Below are 26,971 nucleotides of genomic sequence, written 5' to 3'. Positions count from 1 at the left end.
TTTAAAGTTAAAAGCTAAAAAAACGCCTAACTTAGCAAGTGCAACGATTAGAATATGATAGAGGCTATTTTGTACAAAGATAACGAAGCTTAGGCTTATTCAAAAGAAAAGCAGAAGCGCCTTGGTCATCGCCGTACAAACGCAGAAGGGCCGGTTCTTTCGATAAAGGAGACACAATGAGCGATTGCGAATTGATGTCGACTTATCGTATGAAGGGGACCTGAAGTTTGATAGGCGATAGGCGCTGGAGCTAGACAATTCTCAAACTCCAAAATTATATTTCATGTAGTTATTTCACGATACCTAGATTAATTAAACTTTCTGCTATTTGGACTGAATTCCACGCAGCCCCTTTAAGTAGATTATCAGAAACAACCCACATATGGAAACCTTTTGATTCATCTAGATCCTTGCGAATTCGTCCAATAAAGACATCACTTTTGCCAACACAATCAGCCGGCATCGGATAGATTTGATTTTCTGGATCATCCTGCAACACAACTCCAGGTGCGGTGGCCAGTAAATCCTTGACTTCTTGTACGCTTATACCTTCTTCTTTTATTTCAAAATAAACTGATTCCGAGTGACCTGTTGCAACAGGCAGTCTCACACATGTTGCAGCTACACGAAGATCAGGCAGACTCATAATCTTCTTCGTTTCATTAATCATTTTCATTTCTTCAAATGTGAATCCATTTTCCACAAACTTATCAATTTGCGGAATCGCATTAAACGCAATTTGATAATGCTTCTTATCACCTTTTACAGGAAGTATAGCAGGTTCATATGATTCGTTATGAACAATAGCCTTTGTCTGGCTAAAAAGCTCTTCAACAGCAGCAGCTCCAGAGCCAGAAACAGCTTGATAGGTTGAAACAATAACTTTATTGAGTCCATATTTTTTCCTAATAGGCTCTAGGGCAACAACCATTTGAATGGTTGAACAGTTTGGATTTGCGATAATTCCTTGATGGTTATATAAAGCTTGTTCGTTTACCTCAGGAACGACTAATGGAACGTTTTCTTCCATTCGAAAAGCACTCGTGTTATCAATTACTATCGCTCCGTACCTAACAGCATGTTCAGCATACTCTTTTGAAACGCCGCCCCCTGCACTGAACAAGGCAATATCTACACCAGAAAAACTATCCGGATTTACTTCCTGAATGGTATGCTCCACACCTTTAAATGTAAGCTTCTTACCCGCTGAACGCGGAGAAGAGAGCAAAGTAAGTTTAGAAATAGGGAAGTTTTTCTGCTCTAGCGTTTTTAACATTTGCTGCCCTACCGCACCAGTCGCTCCTAATACTGCTACATGAAATCCATTTTTCTTTTCCATTGTTTTTATCCCCTTCCTATTTAAAACTATTTTTCTAGCAAAAAGACGTATTAAACATATGAAAGAATTTTCTTATAATATCATTCATTCTAACATATCCATTCTTTAAAGTAATAAACTTTTTGCTAGAAAAATGCAGGGGTTATTTTAGTCTTTATACCTCTCCACAATGACTGGCTGCAATTGTTTTCCTTCAATAGCCATTTCAACAGTATCAGAAAGTTGTGTCATCCTTGCTACCATCGAGTTTGGTTTTTTTACCGGATCGTCTTGGCCATACGGAATAAAATAAATATTTTTCGTTGCCATCAATCTCATTAAATTGACCCCATTCAGTCCAAGTGCATCATTTGTTGATATCCCTAACACAACTGGCTTTTGATTTCTTAATGTTGCTTTAGCTGCCATCAAAACTGGATTATCTGTCATGGCATTAGCAAATTTGCTCATTGAACTTCCTGTTAATGGCGCAATGACCATACAATCTAATGGAATTTTCGGTCCAAGCGGCTCTGCTTTAACGATGGAATCAATTACTTTATTTCCTGTTAAATCCTCTATGCGCTGAATCCAATCCTCACCCTTGCCAAATCTTGTTTCTGTATTTTTTACTGTAAAAGTGACAACTGGCAGAACCTCTGCCCCCTCGTTTACAAGCCTTTCGATTTCTGGAAATACTGCATCATACGTACAATGTGAACCTGTCAGTCCAAAACCGATCCGCCTACCCTTTAGACTCATTTGATTCGATGCCCCCTTCACTTTTTTACATCCTCTTTTATTAATTGTGACAGGACGTTCGCTAAAATTTTCCCTGCTGTTTTCGGAGCGACAATCCCTGGAAGGCCAGGTGCAAGCAATGCCTTTACTCCTCGTTTCTCTGCATATCTGAAGTCTGTTCCTCCTGGTTTAGAGGCAAGATCAATAATTAATGTATGAACAGGCATCTTTGAAATGACGGATGCCGTGACGATCAAATATGGGATTGTATTTATACAGATATCTACATCCTTTACCTCATCATCCAAATTACTTAAATAAAATGGGGTAAGACCCATTTCTGTAATTCTTGCAATATGCTCACTTTTTCTTGCTCCAACCTTTACCTTAGCTCCAAGTGCTTGGAATGTCCTTGCAACACTCATCCCTACTCTCCCTAACCCTAATACTGCAATGTTAGAGCCGTGAATTGTAGTGTCAGTATGTTGGATTGCCATCATAATCGTTCCTTCAACGGTCGGAATGGAGTTATAAATAGCCACATCATCCCGTTCAAATAATTGAACGAGGCGCCGATTCGCCTGCTTCGTTATTCCGTCTAAATAAGAGTTGCTGATGCCTGAATAAACGGTACAATGCGGAGGTGTTTCATTCAGCATTTCTTTTCTTAAATACACCTTTTCATTTGAAAAGATTGTTTCAATTTGACCATCAGTGCCAGTTCCAGGTACTGGCAAAATAATGACATCTTTATTTGAAAACTCCACTTCATCTATTTTTTCCTTAACCGCTCCCGTAAAGGCATGATCCAATTGTTCGAAGCCAATTAAAGAAAGCTTTGCATCAAGATCTGTTAGTTTGCGAATGATCTCAAGTTGCCTTGCATCTCCGCCGATAACTGCTATTTGTATCCCTGTCAGCATGAAACCCTCACCTTCTTCTAAAGATTCGTACAGGAATTTTATATTAGAACTACTTCAACATCTTATGTATCAAAATGAAAATCGGTGAGTTTTCCACGAAAGAAAAACGTGTTCATTTCCCTAGTGTAAGTTTTGATTAGTTAAGTACGAAAAAAACAGACTGGCTATTCCAGTCTGCCTCACTTTCAACAGTTATTCCTCTTCTTCTGATATATCGAGAATAATCATATCATTTCCGATTTTTTTTATATGACTCCATGGCACCCTTATTTCATCGCCCTGTCTTTTTAGTCCAAACCATTTCAATGAGGGAATAACCAATGCTTGTATTTGTCCATTTTTCTCGTTAATTTCTAAATCCGTTTGGCCAAGTACCCCTAATCTTTCTGCTTTCTTCACATCTACAATTTCTTTCCCACTTAATTCACTTAATCTCATACCTCAGCCCTCCATTTCATTTCCTCCTTATAAACTTATCGTTTCGCTTTAAAAAATAGACTATAGAAAAACAGCCTGCTGCAAGCAACAGGCTGTTCTATTTAATTATTACAATTCTTTCGGCATTTCTCCGTCCGGACTGATTAAGGCAATTGAATAGTTATCAGTAAAAATTTCATTTACCATATTATCTACGCCCTGTTTCGAAACTGCATCAATCTGTTCAATGATTTCATCTAATGAACGATGACGGCCTAATAAAAGTTCATTCTTTCCGTTTCTGCTCATACGGCTGTTCGTACTCTCTAAACTTAACATCAGACTGCCCTTTAATTGCTCTTTGCTATTGTTTAATTCTTTTTCTGTTATGCCTTCTTGTTTCAGCTTACTTAATGTTTCTTGCATTGTTTCAAAGAGAACATCCAGCTGTGCTGCCCCTGTTCCCCCGTAAAGAGTTACAATACCGCTGTCCTGGAATGCGGAATGGTAGGAAAATACAGAGTAAGCAAGTCCTTTTTGTTCCCTGACATCCTGGAATAATCGGCTGCTCATGCTGCCCCCAAGTATATTATTTAAAATAATTAGATCATACATATCATCATGACCAACCTGCAGGCCGTCAAAACCTATACATAAGTGTGCCTGTTCTGTATCCTTTTTCCTTGCTATTTTGTTTGAATGAAATATTGGTTTAAGTTCTGATTTTTCCCGTTTTCCACCTTCGTATGACCCAAAAAATTGTTCAACCTCACGGATAAACGATTCAGAAATATTTCCAGCAATAGAGATAACAACATTATCAGGTGTATACATATTATGTACATACTGCTTTAATGTATCGCCATTAAAGGTAGCTAATGTTTCTTCTGTTCCAAGAATCGGGTAGCCTAACGGATGATTTTCGTAGATCGCTTTACTAAGCAGATCATGAACAATATCATCAGGTGTATCCTCATACATTTTTATTTCCTCATAGACAACTTTCTTCTCTTTATCCAATTCTACTTCAACAAAAGTAGAATTAAAAAACATATCGGCTAACACTTCAAGTGCAAAGTTTGCATGTGTGTCTAATACTTTTGCATAGTAGCATGTATATTCTTTTGATGTAAAAGCATTCACTTGTCCGCCGATACTATCAAAGGACTCAGCAATCTCTCTAGCAGTCCGTGTTTTCGTTCCTTTGAAGAACATATGTTCAAGAAAGTGAGATATCCCATTATTCTCCGGATTTTCATCCCTCGAACCCGTTCCGATCCAAACGCCTATGGCAACGGAACGAACTGTTGGTATATTTTCTAATACAACTCTTACTCCATTATTGCAAGTATACTTCTTTATCAAAAAAATTCCTCCTGTTCCAGTACTCTGCTGCATCCCTCTAGTTTATACTATCTTCGTAAAAATTTCCAAAATATTTGTCTTTTCCACTTTTCTTAAGGCAAAGGAGTAAGTCGGCCCTAAAACAATTATTTATCTTTTTTCCATCGTCCGCTCAGTATTTAAAACGTCAGAAACCGTTCCTATTTGCAAATTCCTTTGTTTAATTTGCGTAATTAAACGATCAAGAGACTTTGCTGTTGAATCTGTAGGATGCATTAAAATTAATGCACCGTTATGCACTTTACTCATTACACGCTGGATTAATTGATCAGGTGTAGGCTTTTTCCAGTCAACCGTATCAACCGTCCACATTACCGTTCCAAGGTTTTCTTGTGCGGCAATTTGGACAGTTTCGTCTCTATAGCTTCCGCTCGGAGGTGCAAACCATTGGACTGGCTTTTCCGTGATAGCTTTAATGACCTCATTTGTCTTTAGAATTTCTGCTCTTGTCTTTTCAGGAGAAATTTTTGCCATTTCCGGGTGAGTATAGGAATGATTCCCCACTTCATGTCCAGCATCATAAATCATTTTTGTTAAATCGGGGTTATTTTGTACCCATCTCCCCTCTAAAAAAAAACTTACTGATATATGATGCTTTTTCAGAGTTGCAAGAATATCTGGTAAATATTCATTTCCCCAAGCCACATTAATGATAAAGCTAACCATTTTTTTATCTGGATGGCCCTTATAAATCGGGCTTGGCGGCAAATCACTGATATTTATTTTCGGTTTAATTTGCTTGAAGACTAATTTGTCTTTATCATATTTACCTTTAGACTTCATTTTTTTATAAGAGGCTTCTAAATCCACTTCTAGTCCATTCAATCCAGGGATTGCTTTCCACACACGATCAATGATCGCATCCTGTGGAGGTATATAATAATCAGCTGATTTGTTTACAATTTCAGTATATAATGAATCTTTATGCTTAACCACACTTTCAGATTCAGACCTTAAACCAAAAACATATTGAGTTGTAAATGGATTATTCACGAGCAAAAAAGCAAATAAACAAATAACGGCAAAGTGAGTCACCTTTCTCATCCTTACAGCCTCCTTCACTTAACAGTATGTTTTGAAGGGACAAGGTAGAACGCCTAAGTCCTCACTATCTAGTATGCAATATTTGCTTATTTTTAAAACACGAAATTTTTACAGTGATAGACATACAAAAAGCCAGGAGTGGACTCCTGACTTTCATATTCACACCATTACTTTTCAGCTTTTTCTGCTTGTTCACGCTGTTCTCTAAGAACTGCTTTACGTGATAAATTCACACGTCCCTGTTTATCAATTTCTGTTACTTTAACAAGTAATTCGTCCCCTATAGAAACAACGTCTTCCACTTTCCCTACACGTTCCTCAGCAAGCTCAGAAATATGTACAAGGCCATCTTTTCCATTGAAAATCTCAACAAATGCACCGAACTTTTCAATTCGTTTTACTTTACCTAGATACATTTGTCCAACTTCCACTTCACGAACAATATCCTCAATGATTTTCTTCGCTTTTTGATTCATTTCTTCATTAGTAGATGAAATAAAGACCGTTCCATCTTGCTCAATGTCAATTTTTACGCCAGTTTCTTCAATAATCTTATTAATTTGCTTTCCACTAGGTCCAATCACATCACGAATCTTATCTGGATTAATTGCCATTGTCAGGATTTTTGGTGCATACTTTGAAAGCTCTACACGCGGCTGTTCAAGCGTGCTCAGCATTGAATCTAAGATTTGCATACGTCCTTTTTTCGCCTGCTGAAGTGCTTCCTCTAAAATTTCACGCGAAAGTCCTTCAATCTTAATATCCATTTGTAGTGCTGTTACCCCTTTTGCCGTACCAGCCACTTTAAAGTCCATATCTCCTAAATGGTCTTCCATTCCTTGAATATCCGTTAAAATAGAATAGTGTTCACCTGACTTAATGAGGCCCATTGCAATCCCAGCTACAGGTGCTTTAATTGGAACCCCAGCATCCATCATCGCTAATGTACTTGCACATATACTTGCCTGAGAAGTAGAACCATTTGATTCTAATACTTCAGAAACGAGACGTACTGTATATGGGAAATCCTTTTCTGAAGGAATAACTGGCTCTAATGCACGCTCTCCTAAAGCACCGTGACCTATTTCACGACGGCCTGGACCTCTGATTGGACCAGTTTCCCCTACGCTAAAGTTAGGGAAATTATAGTGGTGCATGAAGCGCTTTTCTTCTTCAATTCCCAGTCCATCAAGAATTTGAACATCGCCAAGTGCACCTAATGTACAAATGCTGAGTGCCTGTGTTTGTCCGCGAGTGAATAGTCCTGAACCATGTGTACGTGGCAGCAATCCAACTTCTGAAGATAAAGGTCGAATCACATCTAAGCCACGTCCATCAGGACGGATCTTATCTTCTGTAATCAAGCGGCGTACTTCACCTTTTACAATTTTATCAAGAATTTGCTTTACTTGTTTGATCTTGTCTTCGTCTGCTTCTTGCTCTTCATATTTAGCAATGATTCCATCTTTTACAACTTTAATAGCTGCTTCACGTGCATGCTTTTCCTGCACTTGGATAGCAACAATCATATCCTTCTCACAAATGCCTCGTACTTCAGCTTCTAATTCAGGATCTACCTGATATAAAACGATTTCCATTTTTTCCTTACCAATTTCAGCAACAATCTCTTCTTGGAAAGTAATTAAACGTTTAATCTCTTCGTGACCAAACATAATCGCTTCAAGCATGGTTTCTTCAGGTACTTCCATCGCTCCAGCTTCAACCATATTAATGGCATCCTTTGTACCTGCAACGACTAAATGGATATCACTTTTTTCTGTTTGTTCAACAGAAGGATTAATAATGAATTCCCCATCTATTCTTCCTACAGTTACACCAGCAATTGGACCTTCGAACGGAATATTTGAAACACATAATGCTAAGGAAGATCCGAACATTGCTGCCATTTCTGAAGAGCAATCCTGATCAACACTCATAACCATGCTAACAACTTGAACATCGTTACGGAATCCATCTGCAAATAACGGACGAATAGGTCTGTCAATTAACCGGCTTGCTAAAATGGCTTTTTCACTCGGACGACCTTCTCTTTTAATAAAGCCTCCTGGTATTTTACCAACTGCATATAGACGTTCCTCGTAATTCACAGTTAAAGGAAAGAAATCTAAATTCTTTGGTTCTTTTGATGCTGTAGCTGTACTTAGAACAGCCGTATCTCCATAGCGGACTAACACCGCTCCATTCGCTTGCTTCGCTAATTGGCCGATCTCTACGGTTAATTTGCGCCCAGCCCAATCTATGGAATAGGTATGCTTATCTTGCACCATTTTCGTAACCCCTCTCTATCGTATACTTTAAAGGCTGTACACCCTTACTATTATAAAATGAAAATAAACATGTTAAGTATGAAATCATACGCATTCATAGTATGTACACTTTTTCCACTAGTTAAAATGCTCGTTTATGTATGTAAACATGTGTTCTTTTTAAAGCTAATAAAAAAGCGGGATAAATCCCGCTTTTCTAATTATCGACGTAAGCCTAGTTTATTGATTAACTCACGGTAACGTTGAACATCTTTGTTACGTAGGTAAGTTAAAAGGTTACGACGTTTACCTACCATTTTCAAAAGACCGCGACGTGAGTGGTGATCTTTCTTATGTGTACGTAAATGCTCGTTCAATGTGTTAATTTCTTCTGTAAGGACAGCGATTTGAACTTCTGGAGAACCAGTATCGCTCTCATGAGTTTTAAACTCATTGATTAGTTCATTTTTACGTTCTTTAGTGATTGCCATCCGTTTCACCTCCTAATTTATCAATCCCCATTTACTGAGCAAGCGTCGGTGACTCGACATGCCAAGCAAAGGTTCATTTAATACGTTTATAAGAATACAACTTTTTATGACAAAAAGCAAGGCTAAACCTTGTTTTTTTCAAAGTAATGCAGAGCATTTTGTTTATCTTCCTCAATTTGTGCCACAAGTTCATCCACACCAGAGAATTTTTGCTCTTTCCTTAAATGCAAATGCCATTCAATTGTAGCCTCTTGACCGTATATCTCTTGGTCGAAATCAAAAATATGGACTTCAATTGATGGAAGACCAACTGTCTGATTTTTAAATGTTGGTTTATGACCGACATTGCATACCCCTTCATGCCAATTGCCATTTACAAAAAAACGAACACAATAAACTCCGAGTGGAGGGATGATATAATCGCCTGTTAATTGTATATTTGCAGTTGGAAAACCAATTGTACGGCCACGCTTGTCCCCATGAATGACAATGCCTGTTGTTTGATAATTTCTGCCTAACAGCTGAGGCAATTCTTCCATTTTCCCTTCGCGAAGCAAGGAACGAATTAATGTGGAACTGACCTTTTCATTATTATTTGTCAGTTTAGGAACAACTGTATAACTAAATTGATCCCGTGAATGAAATGGCAATGTTTCCATTGTCCCCTTTCCCATTCTGCCATAGGAATAGTCGAATCCTGCAACTACATGCTGGACATTAAGCCCAATTATATATTGATCGACAAACTCTTGCGGCAATAAATGAGCAAAATCCTTAGAAAAATGGACAACAAATAAGTAATCGATGCCTAATTCTATAAGCAGCTGCATCTTGGCTTTAAGTGGCGTAATATATTCAATATGCTTGACGCTTTTTCCTAGAACAACGGACGGATGAGGATCAAAGGTCATTACTGCACTCTTCATTCCTTTTTCCATCGCCATTTTTTTTGCTTGGAAGATCACTTCTTGATGTCCTAAGTGGACGCCATCAAAATATCCAAGTGCTATAACTAATTCAGGAAAATCTATTTTTTCTAGTTGATGTGGATGTTCGATTGATATAACTTCCATTGATCGTTCACCTTTTTTCTATTTAGAGCCTTCTTCTTGTGATTCATTTCTTAAAACTTTAGCCGGCTTCATCACACCTTGCTTTTGGGGATGATGTTCGTATATTGCTAGTGCCATGCCTTCTCCTGTTTCAAGCACAATTGGCCCCTTTGTGTCTTTTAATTGCTCAGGAATGTTTAAAACAGCCCCGTTTTTTACTTTCTTAGCTACTGTATCATTTATCCTATATTTCGGCAAATGAGAAAGGGCTGTTTCTAATGGATAGATCTTTTCAGAAAGAGTCCCAGTCTCTACTTCTCTTTCAATATCTTCTAATGATAAGCAATCAGAAATGGCAAAAGATGCAGACTGAATCCGAACAAGCTCAGACATATGTGCAGGAAGGCCGAGTTCATCGCCAATCATCACAGCTAACGTCCGGATGTATGTTCCTTTGCTGCAAGAAACACGAAAGCGGAAGCGTATCGGATCCCCGGTAAAAGTTGTTCGCTCGTCCAGGAGTTCTATGGAATAAATCATGACAGATCTTGAAGGCCTCTCAATTTCTATTCCTTGTCTTGCATATTCATAAAGGCGCTTCCCATTCACTTTTACAGCAGAGTACATCGGTGGCGTTTGTGTAATTTCTCCAGTCAATGTCTTTAAAACAGCTAATATCTTTTCTCTTGAAAAAGATTCTTTCACTTTTATTTTTTCTACAATATCACCGGAAGCATCCTCTGTCGTTGTTGAAAAGCCAATTGTAACCTCTCCCTCATATGACTTTCCAGCATCTGTTATGTATTCAGCCACTTTAGTCGCTCTTCCTAAACAAATCGGAAGAACCCCTGTCACATCGGGGTCAAGAGTTCCTGTATGACCAATTCGTTTCATTTTTAAGATTTTGCGCAACTTAAATACACAATCATGAGAAGTCAATCCTTTTGGTTTAAGTAAAGGCAATATTCCTTCCAAACCGATACCTCCATTCATTTTTATTCAAAAAAATGGATAGACGAATGTCTATCCATTAAAAGTAGTTACTCACTTTCAATCCTCATTCTCTTTCGAACGCTCTTCATCATGAATTTGATGGAGCAATGTATCAATTCGATTACCATAATCAATAGATTCATCGAATTCAAAGAAAATTTCAGGTGTTTTTCGCAAGCGGATACGCTGTCCAATTTCTGAACGAATAAAGCCCTTTGCTTTCGCTAAGCCTTTAAGCGTGTTTTCCTTTTGCTCATCATCACCGAGAACTGAAATAAATACGGTTGCTTGTTGGAGATCTCCAGTAACCTGAACATCAGTTACTGTCACAAACCCTACCCGAGGGTCTTTAATTTTTCGGCCAATTATTTCGCCTAATTCCTTTTTCATTTGTTCTCCAACTTTATTTGCTCTAAGGCTCATTTATATTCACCTCTTCTTAAAGCCACTCAATGTCTGTTATTGTCCGTTCGATTTCCGGAAAAGAATCAATGAACGTAAGGGCATTCTGTAATTCATGTTCCGTTGTTACCTTAGAGGAGGAGACGGCAACGATCGCTATTTTTGTCCGTTGCCACACATCCTGAAAATCCACCTCTGAAACAGAAATATTAAATTTCTGCTTCAATCGGGTGAGAATACGCAGCAAAACTGCTCGTTTTTCTTTCAAAGAATGTGCATCATAAATGATACATTCACAGGCTGCTAAGCCAATGATCATTTACGCTCAATCTCCTGCATAATAAACGCTTCAATAATGTCTCCTTCTTTTACATCATTAAAGTTTTTAATGGTTACACCACATTCATAGCCTTGGTTTACTTCCTTCGCGTCATCTTTAAAACGTTTTAATGCATCAATTTCCCCTTCAAAGACTACAATGCCATCTCTAATTAGACGGATGCCACTGTCACGGGTAATTTTCCCGTCGATAACATAGGATCCTGCAATAGTACCAACTTTTGATACTTTGAACGTTTGACGAACTTCTGCTTGGCCAATAATTTTCTCTTCAAATTCTGGATCAAGCATTCCTTTCATAGCCAATTCAATTTCTTCGATAACTTTATAGATAATGCGGTGTAAACGGATTTCTACACCTTCTGTATCAGCTGCACGTTTCGCATTAATATCAGGGCGAACATTGAACCCGATGACAATCGCATTAAAAGCAGCGGCAAGGGTAATATCAGACTCATTAATTGCACCCGCACCGGTATGCAGAATACGTACATTTACGCCTTCTACATCAATTTTCTGTAATGCTGTTGTTAATGCTTCTGCAGATCCTTGTACGTCTGCCTTCACAACAAGATTAAGCTCTTTCATTTCCCCTTGTTTCATATGTTCAAACAGGTTATCTAAGCTTACACGCGTTTTTTCACTACGCTGTGCTTGTAATGCTTGTTGTGCACGTGACTCACCAACTTGACGAGCTGTTTTCTCATCATCTAATACAACGAAGCGATCTCCAGCTTGCGGAACTTCATTAAGCCCAGTAATTTCAACAGGAGTCGAAGGACCGGCTGTCTTCACACGACGGCCTAAATCATTGACCATCGCACGAACACGTCCGAAAGTATTCCCTACAACAATTGGATCTCCCACTTTTAATGTTCCATTTTGAACAAGCAGGGTTGCAACTGAACCGCGGCCTTTATCTAATTGAGCTTCAATAACCGTACCTACAGCGTTACGATTTGGATTCGCTTTGTATTCTTCTACTTCGCTAACTAGCAGAATCATTTCAAGCAGGTTATCAATACCTTCCCCTTTTAAGGCAGCTATAGGTACAAAAATAGTATCCCCGCCCCAAGCTTCGGGAACTAATCCATATTCAGTCAATTCTTGCATCACTCTGTCAGGATTTGCTGCTTCTTTATCCATTTTATTAACCGCTACAATAATTGGTACTTCTGCAGCTTTTGCATGGTTGATTGCTTCAATTGTCTGCGGCATTACCCCGTCATCCGCTGCAACGACAAGAATGGTAATATCGGTCACTTGAGCACCACGAGCACGCATGGTTGTAAACGCAGCATGTCCCGGAGTATCTAAAAATGTAATCTTCTTTCCATTTTCTTCAACTTGATAAGCACCAATATGCTGGGTAATTCCTCCAGCTTCACCAGCAGTTACCTTTGTATTACGAATGGAATCCAATGTTGTTGTTTTCCCGTGATCTACGTGTCCCATGATTGTTACAACAGCAGGACGTTCCACTAAATCTCCATCATCATCATTAGTGAAATACACTTCTAAATCTGTTGTATCAATAATTACTTCTTCTTCAACTTCTACCCCATACTCACTAGCAATTAATTCAATCGCATCTTTATCTAGATCCTGATTGATTGTCGCCATCACACCAAGCATAAATAACTTTTTAATTATTTCGGATGGTTCACGGTACAGCTTTTTCGCTAGCTCGGCAACAGTCAAGGATTCAGTAAAGGTAATTTTTGCTGGTAATTCCTTAACCTTCTTAGGAGCAGGTGTAACAGGTGCTTGCTGCTGCTTGCCTTTATTATTTTTGTTTTTATTTCTATTATTGTTGTTAAAGTTGTTGCCTCTTTGATTGTTATTATTTTTATTGAAAGGTTTATTTTCTCTCGATTGGTTACCCTGGCCTGCCATTTTTGCTGCTGGCTTAGAAGAAGTACCTTTGTTTGCAGATGAATGATTTCCATTATCTGCAGAATTATTCGTTTTCACTTGTCCATTTTGCTGTGGTTTCTGTTGTGTGTTTGATTGTTTATTCTGCATTTGAGGTTGCTTCTCTTCCTTCTTGCCATAGATTCCGTCCAATTTTTGAACGGCAGCCGCTTCAATTGTTGTCATATGATTAGAAACCTCAATATTCATATCTTTTAATTTCGTTATGACATCTTTACTTGAAACATTTTGTTTTTTTGCATATTCGTAAACGCGCATTTTACTCATACTTTCACCCCCGCTGGAATTAATCGAGCAACGACTTCAGCTTTTTGGCAAATCCATCATCTAATACCGCTACGACAACACGGGCTTCTTTTCCGATCGCATGACCAAGTATCTCCCGATTCTCAACAAGCTTGTATGGTACATGATAGGATTTACACTTATCTGTCACTTTTTTTGCTGTGTTAATAGAAGCGTCTGCAGATAGCAATATGAGCTTCGCTTTACCGTTTCTAATTTCTTTGATAGTAAGTTCTTCACCCGAAGTAACTTTCCGTGCCCGATTTGCTAAGCCAAGCAATGACATCCATTGATTTATACTCATATGGATTATCGTTTCTCTTTCTCTATTAGCTCAAGAAGTTCATCATAAATAGACTCCTCTATTTTCACTTCTAAATGATTGGCTAATACATTTTTCTTCTTTGCAAGCATCACTGCTTCTTCCTCTTTTGAAAGATAAGCACCACGCCCGGATTTTTTCCCGGTTAGATCGACCGATACTTCTCCTTCTTTTGAGCGAACGATGCGAACGAGTTCTTTTTTCGGTCTCATTTCACCGGTTGCGACACATTTACGCATGGGAACTTTTTTACGATTGTTCACGCTCATTCACCTCTGTTATTCCATATCATCCGATAGATCAAAATCTTCATCCCCGAAATCATTATCATCGTAATTTAATAATGTTTCTTCTCTTGGATAAATGCCAGACTCTCTTGCATCCGTCTCTGATTTAATATCAATTTTCCAGCCTGTCAGTTTTGCTGCTAAACGTGCATTCTGACCGCGTTTCCCAATTGCAAGTGAGAGTTGATAATCAGGAACGATGACGGTTGTTGCTTTATCTTCCTCATTCACAATAACATCTAATACTTTTGATGGGCTTAAAGCATTCGCTACGAAAACAACCGGATCCTGCGACCATTTGACAATATCAATTTTTTCCCCTTTAAGCTCATTGACAACGGCTTGAACCCTTGTACCTTTTGGTCCAACACATGAGCCTACTGGATCTACCTCTTCATTATCAGAATGGACAGATATTTTCGAACGATCGCCTGCTTCACGTGCAACTGATTTAATTTCAACTGTTCCATCATAAATTTCTGGAACTTCAATTTCAAAAAGTCTTTTCAAAAGTCCAGGATGTGTTCTTGATACAAATATTTGCGGACCTTTTGTTGTCTTTTCAACCTTCGTAATAAATACTTTAATACGATCATGAGGTTTGTAATGTTCATTAGGCATTTGTTCATTAGCAGGAAGAATTGCTTCGATTTTTCCAAGGCTAACGTAAATAAATTTGGAATCTTGCCGTTGAACAATTCCAGTCATAATATCTTCTTCACGGTCAATAAATTCAGAATAGATAATTCCTCTTTCTGCCTCTCTCACACGCTGTGTAACAACTTGTTTTGCTGTCTGTGCCGCAATTCGGCCAAAATCCTTCGGTGTCACTTCTAATTCTACGATGTCTTCTATTTGGTAATTAGGATTCAATTTACGGGCATCTTCAATCGAAATTTCAAGTCTAGGATCAAATACTTCATCAACCACTTCTTTACGCGCAAAGACCCTCATCATACCACTGCCAAGATTTAAATCTATTCGAACGTTCTGAGCTTGATTAAAATTTCTTCTGTATGCAGAAACAAGTGCTGCCTCAATTGCCTCAATAATCACTTCTCGTGAAATCCCTTTTTCTTTCTCAAGCAAGGTCAGAGCATCCAACAATTCACTGCTCATGAAACATTTATCCCCCTTATTAGAAAAGCGTAAGCGCTAGACATTATTTTTCTTCCAGATTTAATAGCTGATTATGAAAAAACCACTGCTAAACGAGCATTGGCTACTTTTTCATATGGAATATCCACAGTTTTTTTTCTCGTTTTAATTTTGATTTCTACCGATACGGTTTGACCATCAAACTGTGTAAGAATTCCTTCAAATGTTTTTTCCCCATCGATGGGCTCATACGTCTTAATAAAAACATTTTTGCCAATTGCTTTTGTAAAATCCTTTTCGTTTTTAAGAGGGCGTTCAGCTCCCGGTGATGAAACCTCTAAGAAATAGTTGTAAGGAATGGGGTCAACTTCATCAAGCTTGGCACTTAATTGTTCACTGACGAGTCCGCATTCTTCAATGTCGACACCTGTTTCCTTATCGATAAATATCCGAAGAAACCAATCTCTTCCTTCTTTTACGTATTCAATATCAACTAATTCTAAATTGAGTTCATCTAAAATAGGAGTGACTAATTCTTCAACCGTTTCAGTCACTTTGCTCATAATATCCCTCCTTTATCAACAATCTTAACCTCGCGTTGTTTTCTTATTAGTAGAGATTCAAACGGTCTAGACCAAAAAAAAGCGTACACAACACGAAAGAGTGGGTTGCCCCACTCTTCTTTTACGAGAGTTATAAATAGTATTTCCATTAAAACTATACCATAACCAATTTTTTTATGCAAATGGAATTGCTGTCATTTCAAGGTTTTCAAACGATTTCTTGTGCTTCTTTTTAATTAAAATAAGGAAAGCTGGTTTTGTTCTGGCAATGATTCTAAGCATCCATGGTTATCCAGATACTCAATGATTGTTTTTGACAACTTTCCGCGTTGCTGAAGGTCCTCCTTCGAAAGGAATTCGCCTTCTTCCCTTGCTTTCACTATGTTGATTGCCGCATTTGTGCCAAGTCCAGGAATCGCATTAAATGGTGGGATTAGCGACCCGTCATCAATAATAAATTCATTTGCACTCGATCGATAGAGATCTACCTTCTTAAATTTAAATCCACGCTCACTCATTTCAAGCGCAAGCTCCATCACGGTTAGTAGGTTCTTTTCCTTATTAGAAGCATCCAGCCCTTTTGCATTAATATCGTCAATTAATGAGCGAATGGCTTGAGATCCTTTTGCCATTGCATCGACATCAAAATCCTCTGCACGAACAGTAAAATATGCAGCATAATATAGAAGCGGGTGATGAACCTTAAAATAAGCAATCCGAACGGCCATTAACACATATGCAGCGGCATGCGCCTTAGGGAACATATATTTGATTTTTTTACATGAATCAATATACCATTCCGGCACTTCATTCTTTCTCATTTCTTCTTCCATCTCATCACTTAAACCTTTACCTTTACGGACAGATTCCATAATTTTAAATGCAAAGGCAGGCTCCAATCCTTGATAGATTAAATACACCATTATATCATCACGGCAGCCAATTACTTCACTCAAAGTACATATTCTATTATGAATGAGCTCCTGTGCATTCCCTAGCCAAACATCCGTACCGTGTGAGAGACCAGAGATTTGCACAAGCTCTGAAAAAGTAGTAGGCTTCGTATCCTCTAACATTTGCCGTACGAATCTCGTGCCAAATTCCGGAATGCCAAGCGTTCCTGTTTTACACATGATTTGCTCTTCTGTTACACCTAAGGACTCAGTCCCACTAAATATTTTCATTACTTCTGGATCATCCGTAGGGATTGTTTTCGGATCTATTCCACTTAAATCTTGAAGCATCCGGATCACTGTTGGATCATCATGCCCGAGTATATCAAGCTTTAGCAGATTGTCATGAATGGAATGGAAATCGAAATGTGTGGTCTTCCATTCTGAATTTTTATCATCAGCAGGGAATTGTATCGGCGAGAAATCAAAAATATCCATGTAATCAGGAACAACAATGATTCCCCCAGGGTGCTGCCCCGTCGTCCTTTTGACACCTGTACAGCCAGACGCGAGTCTGTCAATTTCTGCTCCCCTTAATTGAAGATTGTTATCTTGCTGATACGCTTTTACATAGCCAAATGCCGTTTTATCGGCAACAGTTCCTATCGTTCCTGCACGATAAACGTAATCTTCACCGAAAAGTTGCTTCGTGTAATTATGTGCACGCGGCTGATATTCACCCGAGAAGTTCAAGTCGATATCAGGTACTTTATCCCCTTTAAACCCAAGGAAAGTTTCAAATGGAATGTCATGCCCATCCTTCTTATAAGTCGCACCACATTCTGGACAATCCTTATCAGGGAGATCATAACCAGATCCGACTGAACCATCATTGAAGAATTCCGAATGCTTACACTCAGGGCAGACATAGTGTGGTGGGAGCGGATTCACCTCTGTTATTTCTGTCATTGTTGCAACAAGTGATGAACCGACAGATCCACGTGAACCAACCAGATAGCCATCATCTAATGATTTTTTTACTAACTTATGTGAGATCAAATAGATAACGGCAAATCCATGCCCAATGATACTTTTTAATTCCTTTTCCAAACGAGCTTCGACAATTTCAGGCAAATTTTCTCCATAAATGCTTCTAGCCATGTTATAGCTCATATTGCGCATTTCATCATCTGCGCCTTCAATTTTTGGCGTATATAAATCATCTTTAATCGGTTTAATCTCATCGATCATATCTGCAATTTTATTTGTATTCTCAACAACTATTTCACGTGCTTTCTCCGCTCCTAAAAATTTGAAAGCATCGAGCATTTCATTTGTTGTTCGAAAATGGACATCCGGGAGCTTATGGCGATTTAATGGATTCGCTCCACCCTGTGAATTAATAAGAATTTTTCTGTAAATTTTGTCATTAGGATTTAGGTAATGGACATTCCCTGTCGCCACAACAGGGAGACCTAACTTTTCACCAAGCTGGACAACTTTTCCAATAATATCCTCCAACGCTTTTTCATTTCGAACTAATTCAAGTTCCAACAAATGTGCGTATACTTCCTTCGGATGAACCTCAATATAATCATAGAATTGTGCCGTCTCTTCCACCTCTTCAGGTGACTTCTGCATCATTCCCTCAAACACTTCACCCTTATCGCACCCAGATCCTACTAAAAGACCTTCACGGTATTTTTGAAGCTGGGACCTCGGAATTCTTGGTACACGATAGAAGTAATTAAGGTGAGAAATAGATACAAGCTTAAATAGATTTTTCAAGCCTGCCTCTGTTTGTGCTAGCACTGTACAATGATAAGGTCTTGCACGTTGATACGCATTTCCCTGACCCATATTATCATTAAATTGATCGTGATACTCAATTCCCTTTTCAGCTGCATCCTTTAACATTTTCAATAGCAGATAACCAGTTGCTTCTGCATCATAGATCGCTCGGTGATGCTGTGTTAATTCAATATCAAATTTCTTTGCGAGCGTATTCAATCGGTGGTTCTTCATATCTGAATAAAGAAAACGCGCAAGTTCAAGAGTATCAATGACTGGATTAGGAGCTTTGCCTAGATTGATTTTCTTATAGCCGACATTGAGAAAACCCATGTCAAAAGATGCATTATGTGCTACTAATATCGCGTCACCAGTCCATTCATGGAAATCCTTTAGTACTTCCTCAACCTCTGGAGCATTTTCAACTAGATCATCTGTAATACCAGTTAAGTTAATCGTTGTTGCAGAGAGTGGGTGGTGTGGATTTGCAAACGATTCAAAACGGTCAATTATTTCTCCATCGCGGATTTTTACGGCTGCAAGTTCGATGATCGTATCATATACTGCTGATAAACCTGTTGTTTCAACGTCAAAGACAACATACGTATCCTCACTTAATAACCGATGTGTGCTGTTATATGCGATCGGTACTCCATCATCTACTAGATTTACTTCAACTCCATATAAGATCTTGATATCATTTTTCTTTCCAGCACCAAATGCTTCTGGAAATGATTGAACGACAGCATGGTCTGTTATTGCAATAGCCTTATGGCCCCATTTTTTTGCTTGTCCAATGAGTGTGCTAACCGATGAAACTGCATCCATTTGACTCATCGGCGTATGCAGATGCAACTCCACACGCTTTTCATTTTCAGGGGCTGTGTCTTTTCTTTGAAATGGCTTGATTTCGTTAATATCATTCCCGATCATGACAAGATCGCGAACAAAGGTGTCATTTTGGACGCTGCCACGCACTTTTAGCCACATTCCTTTTTGAACATGCTGATATAATGCCGCGTCTTCCTTGTCGCGGGAAAACATTTTAACTAGAATGGAGCTCGTATAATCTGTTATTTTAAAGGTTAGCAATGTTCTTCCACTACGAAGCTCTCTCGTTTCAGCTGCAAAAACATATCCTTCAATCGCAACACGGCGTTCTTCATCAACAATATCAATGAGTTTCCGAAAATCCGCATCATCTTTGATTGTTAAACCAATCATCAGCGGACCTTGGAGAACTGCAGCATCTTGTGAGTCAGCTTCGGCTTCTTTCTTCTGCATATCAATTAACGCCTGAAGTCCTCGCTCCTGATCCTCTTTTTCCTTCGCCTCAATAAACTTTTGATATTCTTCATTCGCCGCTTCATTTGAAATTTCCGTATCAATCACTAAAGAAGGAAATCCGAAGGTTTCAAATACATGACTAATTTGTCCCGCATATTTCCTTTTAATGGATAAACCTTCCGTTTCATTTCTCACACTGATAATGATTTTATTTCCATGTACGGATGGAATTTGTTCATTTAAAAGCTTAATAAGCGGAGGAGCCATTCCCTCCATCTCTTGAATAGAATATTGCCAGTAATCTAAAACTAATTGATCAGTAAACTGCTTATTATTTACGTGAATTGTAAAAGAAACATTCGCTATGTGTGAAAAGGTCTTTTCCAATTGTGTTGAAAAAAGGCTAAAATAACGAAATGGTAAAATTGCCTCAAAGTTAAAATAGAAGTGCCATTTTTTCGCCTTTTTTTCTATCACTACTTTATTAATTTCAGCCTGTTGAAATTGCTGTACAATCACATCATCTGTTAAATTCAGCTGTTGGAGCAAGAGTTGGAAACGCTCTTTGTTGCCTAGGGCATTCTCCATCTTTCTCTCTCCCATCTATATATATTTCTATCTATCTTTTTCCTTAAAGACTTCTTTAGACTTTGATAATTATAACATAACCTTGCAGGTGTTATAACCACTTCAAGTAAGGAATATTTCTCTAACAAAAAAGGATTCCCATAATAGGAATCCGATAATTGATTAAAGTGTTTCTAAAAGTTGCGTAATGGTTTCCATAAGCTGATCTCTGTGAACCTCTTGCATTTCACCTGACTTACGAACCTTTACTTCTACTATTCCTTCAGCTGCTTTTTTTCCAATTGTAATACGTATCGGCAAACCAATTAAATCTGAGTCAGCAAATTTCACTCCGGGTCTTTCTTGGCGGTCATCCATTAATACATCTCTGCCGCCCTTCTTTAACTGAACATATAGTTCTTCTGCAAGAACTGCTTGTGATTCGTCTTTTATATTAATAGGAATAAGGTGGATATCATACGGAGAAATATCAGTTGGCCAAACAAGTCCATTCTCATCATTATACTGTTCAACAATCGCTGCCATAACACGTGAAACACCGATACCGTAGCAGCCCATAATCATCGGTTGGTTTCTTCCGTTTTCATCCAAGTAAGTTGCACCCATCGCTTCACTATAGCGGGTACCTAATTTAAAGATATGTCCGACTTCAATCCCCTTGGCAAAGAGTATCGTTCCCTCTCCATCTGGTGAAAGATCTCCTTCTTGAATAAAACGAAGATCTTCATATTTTGTTACTTTGAAATCACGTTCTGGATTGACATTTATATAGTGGATATCCTCTTCATTTGCTCCACATACTGCATTTACTAATCCTACGATTGCATGGTCAGCAATTATTTCAACTGAATCCACACCAACCGGTCCGAGTGAGCCAAATGAGCAGCCAAGTATATTTTTTGTTTCCTCAGCACCCGCAAGTTCAACCTCTGCTGCTTCAAACAAATTTTTCAGCTTGATATCATTTACCTCATGGTCCCCACGTACTAATACTAAAACATGCTTGTCATCCACTTTAAATAGCAATGATTTAATACATTGTTTTTTCGTTACATTAAGAAAAGCAGATACTTCATCAATCGTTTTTTTATTTTCTGTTTTCACCTTTTGTAATTCTTGTTGTACCTCGTTGCTTTTTTCATATGTATTAATAACCGGTGCCATTTCAATATTCGCTGCATAATTAGATGTATCAGAATAAGCAATCGTATCTTCACCGATTTCAGATAATACCATGAATTCATGTGTATCCTTCCCGCCCATTGCACCAGAATCTGCAATAACAGCACGGAAATTTAGTCCACAGCGAGTAAAAATATTTGTATACGCCTGATAAAGCTTATCATACATCTCATCGAGACTAGTCTGAGAAGAATGGAAGGAGTATGCATCCTTCATAATAAACTCCCTGCCGCGCAAAATTCCAAAACGAGGGCGTTTTTCATCTCTGAACTTTGTTTGAATTTGATATAAGGCAAGAGGTAATTTTTTATATGACTTGATTTCATCACGAATGAGGCTTGTTATAACTTCCTCATGAGTGGCTCCTAAAGCAAAATCACGCTCATGACGATCCTTCAATCTCATAAGCTCAGGTCCATATGTATACCATCGGCCTGATTCCTGCCACAGTTCAGCCGCTTGCATAGCTGGCATTAATAACTCAACCGCACCTGCTTGATCCATTTCTTCTCGTACAATCGTTTCAATTTTTCTTAATACTTTCTGAGCTAATGGCAAATAGCTATAGATCCCACTTGCATTTTGACGGATAAAACCTGCTCTCAATAATAATTGGTGGCTTTTTATCTCTGCATCTGCTGGCACTTCTCTTAATGTAGGAATAAGCGTCATACTTTGTTTCATCAAATAACACCTCTATTATTAATTAATAAAAAATATAGGGTCAAATCCTTAATGGAGTAAGACCCTAAAGGGAAATTATTATAGGAAAAATCTTTGGATATCGTTCCATGTAACTACAAGCATTAACAGCATTAAAAGGGCAAATCCAATAAAATGAACCATTCCCTCTTTATGGCGATCGATCGGCTTTCCTCTTACTGCTTCAACTGCAAAGAACATGAGTCTTCCTCCGTCCAATGCGGGAATTGGCAATAAGTTCATGATTCCAAGGTTAATGCTCAAAATTGCTGCCCATTTCATTAAATAGAATATTCCAGACTTTGCCACAGTATCAGTAGAAACATAAATGCCTACTGGACCTGAAAGAGCATCGATAGAAAACTGTCCAGTCACTAGCTTACCTAACATGACAAAAATTTCTTTTGTCCAAAGGTATGTTTCTTTGGCACCATGAGAAATGGCTTTTATAGGTGATTTCTCCATGGGCTGGAATACGCCTATTATACCAATCTTTTCCCCATCGGCTTCTTGAACCTTTGGTGTTACAGGCAACTGCAGTTCTTTGCCATCTCGTTCAAGTGAGAATTGCAATTCTTTATTAGGATTTTTACGGATGATTTCCACTACATCTGACCAGCTTGATATTTCAGCACCATTGACACTTTGAATATTGTCTCCCTCTTTCAAACCTGCTTCCATTGCCGCGCCATCATCCGTTAGCTTTCCAAGAACAGGATTATCAGTTGGGATCCCTTGCAATATGCCAATCAAAATAAATATGACGAAGGCAAGAATAAAGTTCATCATCGGACCTGCAAAAATAGCCATCGTTCTTTGCAAAAGAGTTTTTGAGGCAAATTGTCTATCATAAGGAGCAATCAGTGTTTCCGTTCCATTCTCTACTAAAACGGCATTTGCACTAATAGGAAAAGATTGCAGCTTCTCCTCTTCATCCCCTTCAACATATCCCTTTATAACTAATTCATGCTCAATATCTGCATGCTCAACCTCGACAACTCTTGCATTCGGATATTTCTCTTTGTTTGTTAAAATTATTTTATTCGCTTCATCTTTCTCATTAAATAATAAGCCAATGCGATAGCCTGGTTTAATCTCTATCATTTCTGGATCTTCCCCAGCCATACGAACAAAGCCGCCTATAGGAAGCAGTCGAATGGTATAAGTTGTTTCTCCCTTTTTATGAGAAAAGATTTTAGGACCGAAGCCAATGGCAAATTCTCTACATAGAATTCCAGCACGTTTTGCAAACACAAAATGGCCTAATTCATGAAAAAATACGAGGGCCCCAAATATAACAATAAAAGCTATAACTGTACTCAATTTATTACCACCTTTTTAAAAGATAAGAAAATTATCTTTTCTGAGTTAGAGAGCTATCTAGCTTCAACAGCTAAAGAGATATTTTTCCCCCTTAGTTGATGAAACTTATCTTTATAAAAGTGAGTTTACATATTTTCTCGTTTCTTCGTCTACTTCCTGAATTTCAATGAGTCCAGGATTTGAGATGTTATTATGCTTGTTCAAAGCTTTTTCTATTAGATCTTCAATTTGCAGGAAAGAGACTTTTCCATCTAGAAATGCGGCAACTGCTGCTTCATTAGCCGCATTTAGTACAGTAGGCATTGTTCCGCCCGCCTTACCAGCTTCAAAGCTAAAACGTAAGCAGCGGAAACGTTCCAAATCCATCTTTCTAAAATGCAGCTTTCCGATCTCTGCTAAATTAAGACGTTTAGCAGTCTGAAGGATCAATCTATCAGGATATGTAAGTGCATACTGAATAGGAACTCTCATATCCGGTGTTCCTAGTTGAGCGATTATGCTGCTATCATGAAACTCTACCATTGAATGTATAATACTTTCCTTATGCAATAATACATCAATTTTGTCATAGGGAATTGAAAATAACCAGTGTGCTTCAATTACTTCTAATCCTTTATTCATCATTGTTGCCGAATCAATAGTAATTTTTGCTCCCATCGACCAGTTTGGATGATTTAAAGCATCCTCAAGCGTAACATTTCGCAATTCTTCCCGTGTGCGATCTCTGAAGCTGCCACCTGATGCAGTTATAATTAATTTTTCAATGTTTTTTTCTTTCTCGCCTTGTAATGCTTGAAAAATAGCAGAATGCTCACTATCTACAGGAAGCAAGGAAACATTATTGCGCTTAGCCTCTTCCATGACAAGATGACCAGCTGTTACAAGTGTCTCCTTATTCGCTATGGCAATTGTTTTTTTCTCCTTAATAGCTTCTAATGTCGGAGTAAGCCCAACACTCCCAGAAACTGCATTAACAAGAACATCAGCTTTATGATAAACAGCCACTTCAATAAGTCCATCTCTTCCATAAGTAAAGTGGGTCCCTGGAAATTCCGCTTTTAGGTTAGTTACTAAAGATTCTTCCGCAACCGAAACAAGCTCCGGCTTGAATTCCTTAATAATTTTTCTCGTTAGCTCAATATTTCTTCCCACCGAAATAGCAGTAAGCTTAAATTCAGATGGATGTTCTTTAATGACGTCCAAAGTTTGGGTGCCGACTGATCCGGTTGCCCCCATTAAACTAATATACTTCAATTCAATTCATCTCCTGTTGGAAAAAGAAAGACATTTCATTTTTTTATGAGTAAAGGTACAACTTTAAAGTTAGCGAATGTCTAACTCCAGCGCCTATCACCTATCAAACTTCAGGTCCCCTCCCTCTGATAAGTCGCGGTCCTTCCAGTTTGTACAGCGATGATCAAGGCACTTCCGCTTTTCTTAAAATAAATAAATAAAATGAATGAGCGGCCATACAAATAATAAACTGTCAAATCGATCTAATATACCGCCATGACCTGGCATAATTTTCCCAGAATCCTTTACATCATAATGCCGCTTTAATGCCGATTCAACTAGATCACCAATTTGTCCAAAAACAGATAAGACGACAGTGATGAGTAGCAGTTGAAATAGTGATGCCGGAATATTTGTGAATAGGAGAAATAGAACGGCTACGATAAGCGCACAGAAAACTCCTCCTATAGATCCCTCTATTGTTTTGTTCGGGCTGATCTCAGGCCATAGCTTCTTTTTCCCTATAGCTCGGCCAATAAAATAGGCTCCTGAATCTGTTGCCCAAATGATAAACAGCGAGAAGAAAATAAAGATTAATCCTTCTTCCCTTGTTTCAATGAAATAATAAAAACCGATTCCAACGTATAATGTAGCTAAAATAGAAAATGCTACATCATCAAAAGTAAACCTATTTTTCGTTACTACTGTATAAGTTAAGAATAATAATACAGCAAGCAAAGCAAACTCAATTTTTGTAAAATGGATGATATTCAGCAGAGCCTGAAATTGATTTGGAAGAAGAAATATCCATAACAACAATAATGATATGATCCCTGGCACAGAGATAATATTTAGTTTGCGCATTTTTAATAGTTCATAAAGTGCAATCGATGCCAACAAGTAGGCTAGTATGACAACTGGCATTCCTCCAATAATAACAACTGGGAGGAAAATTGCACCAAATACAATCGCTGAAATAATTCTTTGCTTCATCTAATTTTCAACACCTTTGTTAAACTCCTCCAAAACGCCTTTGCCTGTTTTGAAAAACCTCAATTGCTTCAATAAAATGGTCTTCTGCAAAATCAGGCCAAAGCACATCAGTAAACCAAAATTCCGTATAAGCTAGCTGCCAGAGCATAAAGTTGCTTAGGCGGATTTCACCACTCGTACGAATTAAAAGATCTGGATCATTTAATCCTTTAGTCATTAAATAAGAAGAAAAAATATCTTCATTTAACTCATTCTCATCTATTATACCATTTTTGCAATCTTTTAAGACTTCCTTGATCCCTTCAATGATTTCAGAGCGGCTTCCATAGTTTAAAGCAAAATTTAATATTAAACCAGTGTTGTCCTTCGTATCCTCCATTGCTCTCTCAATCGCATTTCTTGTGTGAGAAGGCAGCATTTCTTTGTCACCCATCATGATCACTTTCACATTTTCTTCAACCAGCTCTGGAAGAAAAGATCCTAGAAACTCCTCTGGGAGCTTCATAAGGTACTCCACTTCCAGTTTTGGACGTTTCCAATTTTCTGTAGAGAACGCATAAAGAGTCAACGCCTTCACGCCAACTTGATTTGCTAATCTCGTAATTTTTCGAACTACCTTCATTCCTTCATGGTGCCCAGCTATTCTTGGCAAAGCTCTCTTTTTTGCCCATCTGCCATTGCCATCCATAATAATTGCTATATGCGAAGGAATTTGGAGTTCTTGAATTTTCAACATTCTTTCTCGGAGTTCGGAAGAGCTGCTTTGATTCTTCCATCGTTTTATTTTATTTAACATAAGACTGCTCCTTTAAGATAGGTTAATCTTACCCTCCGATTAAAAAAGCGAAAGCGCCTTCGGAACAATCAAAGTACAGATTGTTCCTTTGATGCTTACTCTAAGGAGCTTTCCTCACACCTGACCTCTAAGTCAGGTGTAGGCGCTGTAGCTAGACAAAACACTCTTGAATATAAGAAAAATAAGTACTCGCGCCAATTCAATCTCTTGTAAAAAAATCAACCCTATTTCTGCATGATAATATCATACCAAAAATAAAGAAAGATATCTCTATAAAAAGAATATGTACATTTGTAATAAAT

23 protein-coding genes are annotated in these 26,971 nt (G+C 38.2%); all 23 read right to left on the bottom strand.

Features of this window, described 5'->3' with window-relative positions:
* Positions 1-289 precede the first annotated feature (289 nt).
* Positions 290-1,339 (bottom strand): aspartate-semialdehyde dehydrogenase, encoded by a 1,050-nt coding sequence (asd, locus tag AN957_RS11605; RefSeq protein ID WP_053475715.1) that lies wholly within the window; start codon positions 1,337-1,339, stop codon positions 290-292.
* A gap of 147 nt (positions 1,340-1,486) precedes the next feature.
* The gene (gene dpaB / locus AN957_RS11600; RefSeq protein WP_056687154.1) at positions 1,487-2,080 is read right to left on the bottom strand and encodes a dipicolinate synthase subunit B; all 594 of its coding nucleotides are present in this window, start codon (positions 2,078-2,080) and stop codon (positions 1,487-1,489) included.
* Between the two features lie 17 nt (positions 2,081-2,097).
* A complete protein-coding gene (gene dpaA / locus AN957_RS11595; RefSeq protein WP_053475714.1) occupies positions 2,098-2,982 on the bottom strand; it encodes a dipicolinic acid synthetase subunit A in 885 nt (294 codons plus the stop codon).
* Positions 2,983-3,174: 192 nt separating this feature from the next.
* Positions 3,175-3,420 (bottom strand): YlmC/YmxH family sporulation protein, encoded by a 246-nt coding sequence (locus AN957_RS11590; protein WP_053475713.1) that lies wholly within the window; start codon positions 3,418-3,420, stop codon positions 3,175-3,177.
* A 108-nt stretch (positions 3,421-3,528) separates the two neighbouring features.
* A complete protein-coding gene (locus AN957_RS11585) occupies positions 3,529-4,764 on the bottom strand; it encodes a M16 family metallopeptidase (protein ID WP_053475712.1) in 1,236 nt (411 codons plus the stop codon).
* 129 nt (positions 4,765-4,893) lie between these two features.
* Positions 4,894-5,847: a polysaccharide deacetylase family protein gene (locus AN957_RS11580; protein WP_053475711.1), complete on the bottom strand. Its 954-nt coding sequence runs from the start codon at positions 5,845-5,847 to the stop codon at positions 4,894-4,896.
* 167 nt (positions 5,848-6,014) lie between these two features.
* A complete protein-coding gene (gene pnp / locus AN957_RS11575; protein WP_053475710.1) occupies positions 6,015-8,135 on the bottom strand; it encodes a polyribonucleotide nucleotidyltransferase in 2,121 nt (706 codons plus the stop codon).
* A gap of 200 nt (positions 8,136-8,335) precedes the next feature.
* Entirely contained in the window at positions 8,336-8,605 is a 270-nt protein-coding gene (gene rpsO / locus AN957_RS11570) for a 30S ribosomal protein S15 (RefSeq protein ID WP_053475709.1), read from the bottom strand.
* Positions 8,606-8,727: 122 nt separating this feature from the next.
* Entirely contained in the window at positions 8,728-9,678 is a 951-nt protein-coding gene (gene ribF / locus AN957_RS11565; protein WP_056684195.1) for a bifunctional riboflavin kinase/FAD synthetase, read from the bottom strand.
* Positions 9,679-9,696: 18 nt separating this feature from the next.
* Positions 9,697-10,632, bottom strand: coding sequence for a tRNA pseudouridine(55) synthase TruB (gene truB, locus AN957_RS11560; RefSeq protein ID WP_053475707.1), 936 nt, complete (start codon positions 10,630-10,632; stop codon positions 9,697-9,699).
* A gap of 75 nt (positions 10,633-10,707) precedes the next feature.
* A complete protein-coding gene (gene rbfA, locus AN957_RS11555; protein ID WP_053475706.1) occupies positions 10,708-11,073 on the bottom strand; it encodes a 30S ribosome-binding factor RbfA in 366 nt (121 codons plus the stop codon).
* 16 nt (positions 11,074-11,089) lie between these two features.
* Positions 11,090-11,371 carry a DUF503 domain-containing protein gene (locus tag AN957_RS11550; RefSeq protein WP_053475705.1) on the bottom strand — a complete coding sequence of 94 codons (282 nt, stop codon included), beginning with the start codon at positions 11,369-11,371 and terminating at the stop codon, positions 11,090-11,092.
* The gene (gene infB / locus AN957_RS11545) at positions 11,368-13,593 is read right to left on the bottom strand and encodes a translation initiation factor IF-2 (protein WP_053475704.1); all 2,226 of its coding nucleotides are present in this window, start codon (positions 13,591-13,593) and stop codon (positions 11,368-11,370) included. The genes AN957_RS11550 and infB overlap by 4 nt, the downstream gene beginning before the upstream one ends.
* A 19-nt stretch (positions 13,594-13,612) precedes the next feature.
* A complete protein-coding gene (locus AN957_RS11540) occupies positions 13,613-13,915 on the bottom strand; it encodes a YlxQ family RNA-binding protein (protein ID WP_053475703.1) in 303 nt (100 codons plus the stop codon).
* 5 nt (positions 13,916-13,920) lie between these two features.
* Complete coding sequence (gene rnpM, locus AN957_RS11535) at positions 13,921-14,196, bottom strand: RNase P modulator RnpM (RefSeq protein WP_056684192.1); 276 nt, start codon at positions 14,194-14,196, stop codon at positions 13,921-13,923.
* Between the two features lie 15 nt (positions 14,197-14,211).
* On the bottom strand, positions 14,212-15,339 hold the full coding sequence (gene nusA, locus AN957_RS11530) for a transcription termination factor NusA (RefSeq protein ID WP_053475701.1): 1,128 nt from the start codon (positions 15,337-15,339) through the stop codon (positions 14,212-14,214).
* 71 nt (positions 15,340-15,410) lie between these two features.
* On the bottom strand, positions 15,411-15,884 hold the full coding sequence (rimP, locus tag AN957_RS11525) for a ribosome maturation factor RimP (protein ID WP_172797704.1): 474 nt from the start codon (positions 15,882-15,884) through the stop codon (positions 15,411-15,413).
* A 233-nt stretch (positions 15,885-16,117) separates the two neighbouring features.
* Positions 16,118-20,440 (bottom strand): PolC-type DNA polymerase III, encoded by a 4,323-nt coding sequence (locus AN957_RS11520; protein WP_056684189.1) that lies wholly within the window; start codon positions 20,438-20,440, stop codon positions 16,118-16,120.
* Between the two features lie 162 nt (positions 20,441-20,602).
* On the bottom strand, positions 20,603-22,306 hold the full coding sequence (locus AN957_RS11515) for a proline--tRNA ligase (RefSeq protein ID WP_053475698.1): 1,704 nt from the start codon (positions 22,304-22,306) through the stop codon (positions 20,603-20,605).
* Positions 22,307-22,384: 78 nt separating this feature from the next.
* Positions 22,385-23,647, bottom strand: a complete 1,263-nt coding sequence (gene rseP, locus AN957_RS11510) for an RIP metalloprotease RseP (protein WP_053475697.1) — start codon at positions 23,645-23,647, stop codon at positions 22,385-22,387.
* A 111-nt stretch (positions 23,648-23,758) separates the two neighbouring features.
* Positions 23,759-24,901 (bottom strand): 1-deoxy-D-xylulose-5-phosphate reductoisomerase, encoded by a 1,143-nt coding sequence (locus AN957_RS11505; RefSeq protein ID WP_056684186.1) that lies wholly within the window; start codon positions 24,899-24,901, stop codon positions 23,759-23,761.
* 183 nt (positions 24,902-25,084) lie between these two features.
* Complete coding sequence (locus tag AN957_RS11500) at positions 25,085-25,873, bottom strand: phosphatidate cytidylyltransferase (protein WP_053475695.1); 789 nt, start codon at positions 25,871-25,873, stop codon at positions 25,085-25,087.
* 19 nt (positions 25,874-25,892) lie between these two features.
* Complete coding sequence (locus AN957_RS11495; protein ID WP_053475694.1) at positions 25,893-26,669, bottom strand: undecaprenyl pyrophosphate synthase; 777 nt, start codon at positions 26,667-26,669, stop codon at positions 25,893-25,895.
* Positions 26,670-26,971: the final 302 nt, after the last annotated feature.

Source organism: Cytobacillus solani, assembly GCF_001420595.1.
Taxonomy (GTDB): Bacteria; Bacillota; Bacilli; order Bacillales; family Cytobacillaceae; genus Cytobacillus; species Cytobacillus solani.
Note: the sequence above shows the minus strand (reverse complement) of the source record. Positions and strands in the feature narration are given on the sequence as shown.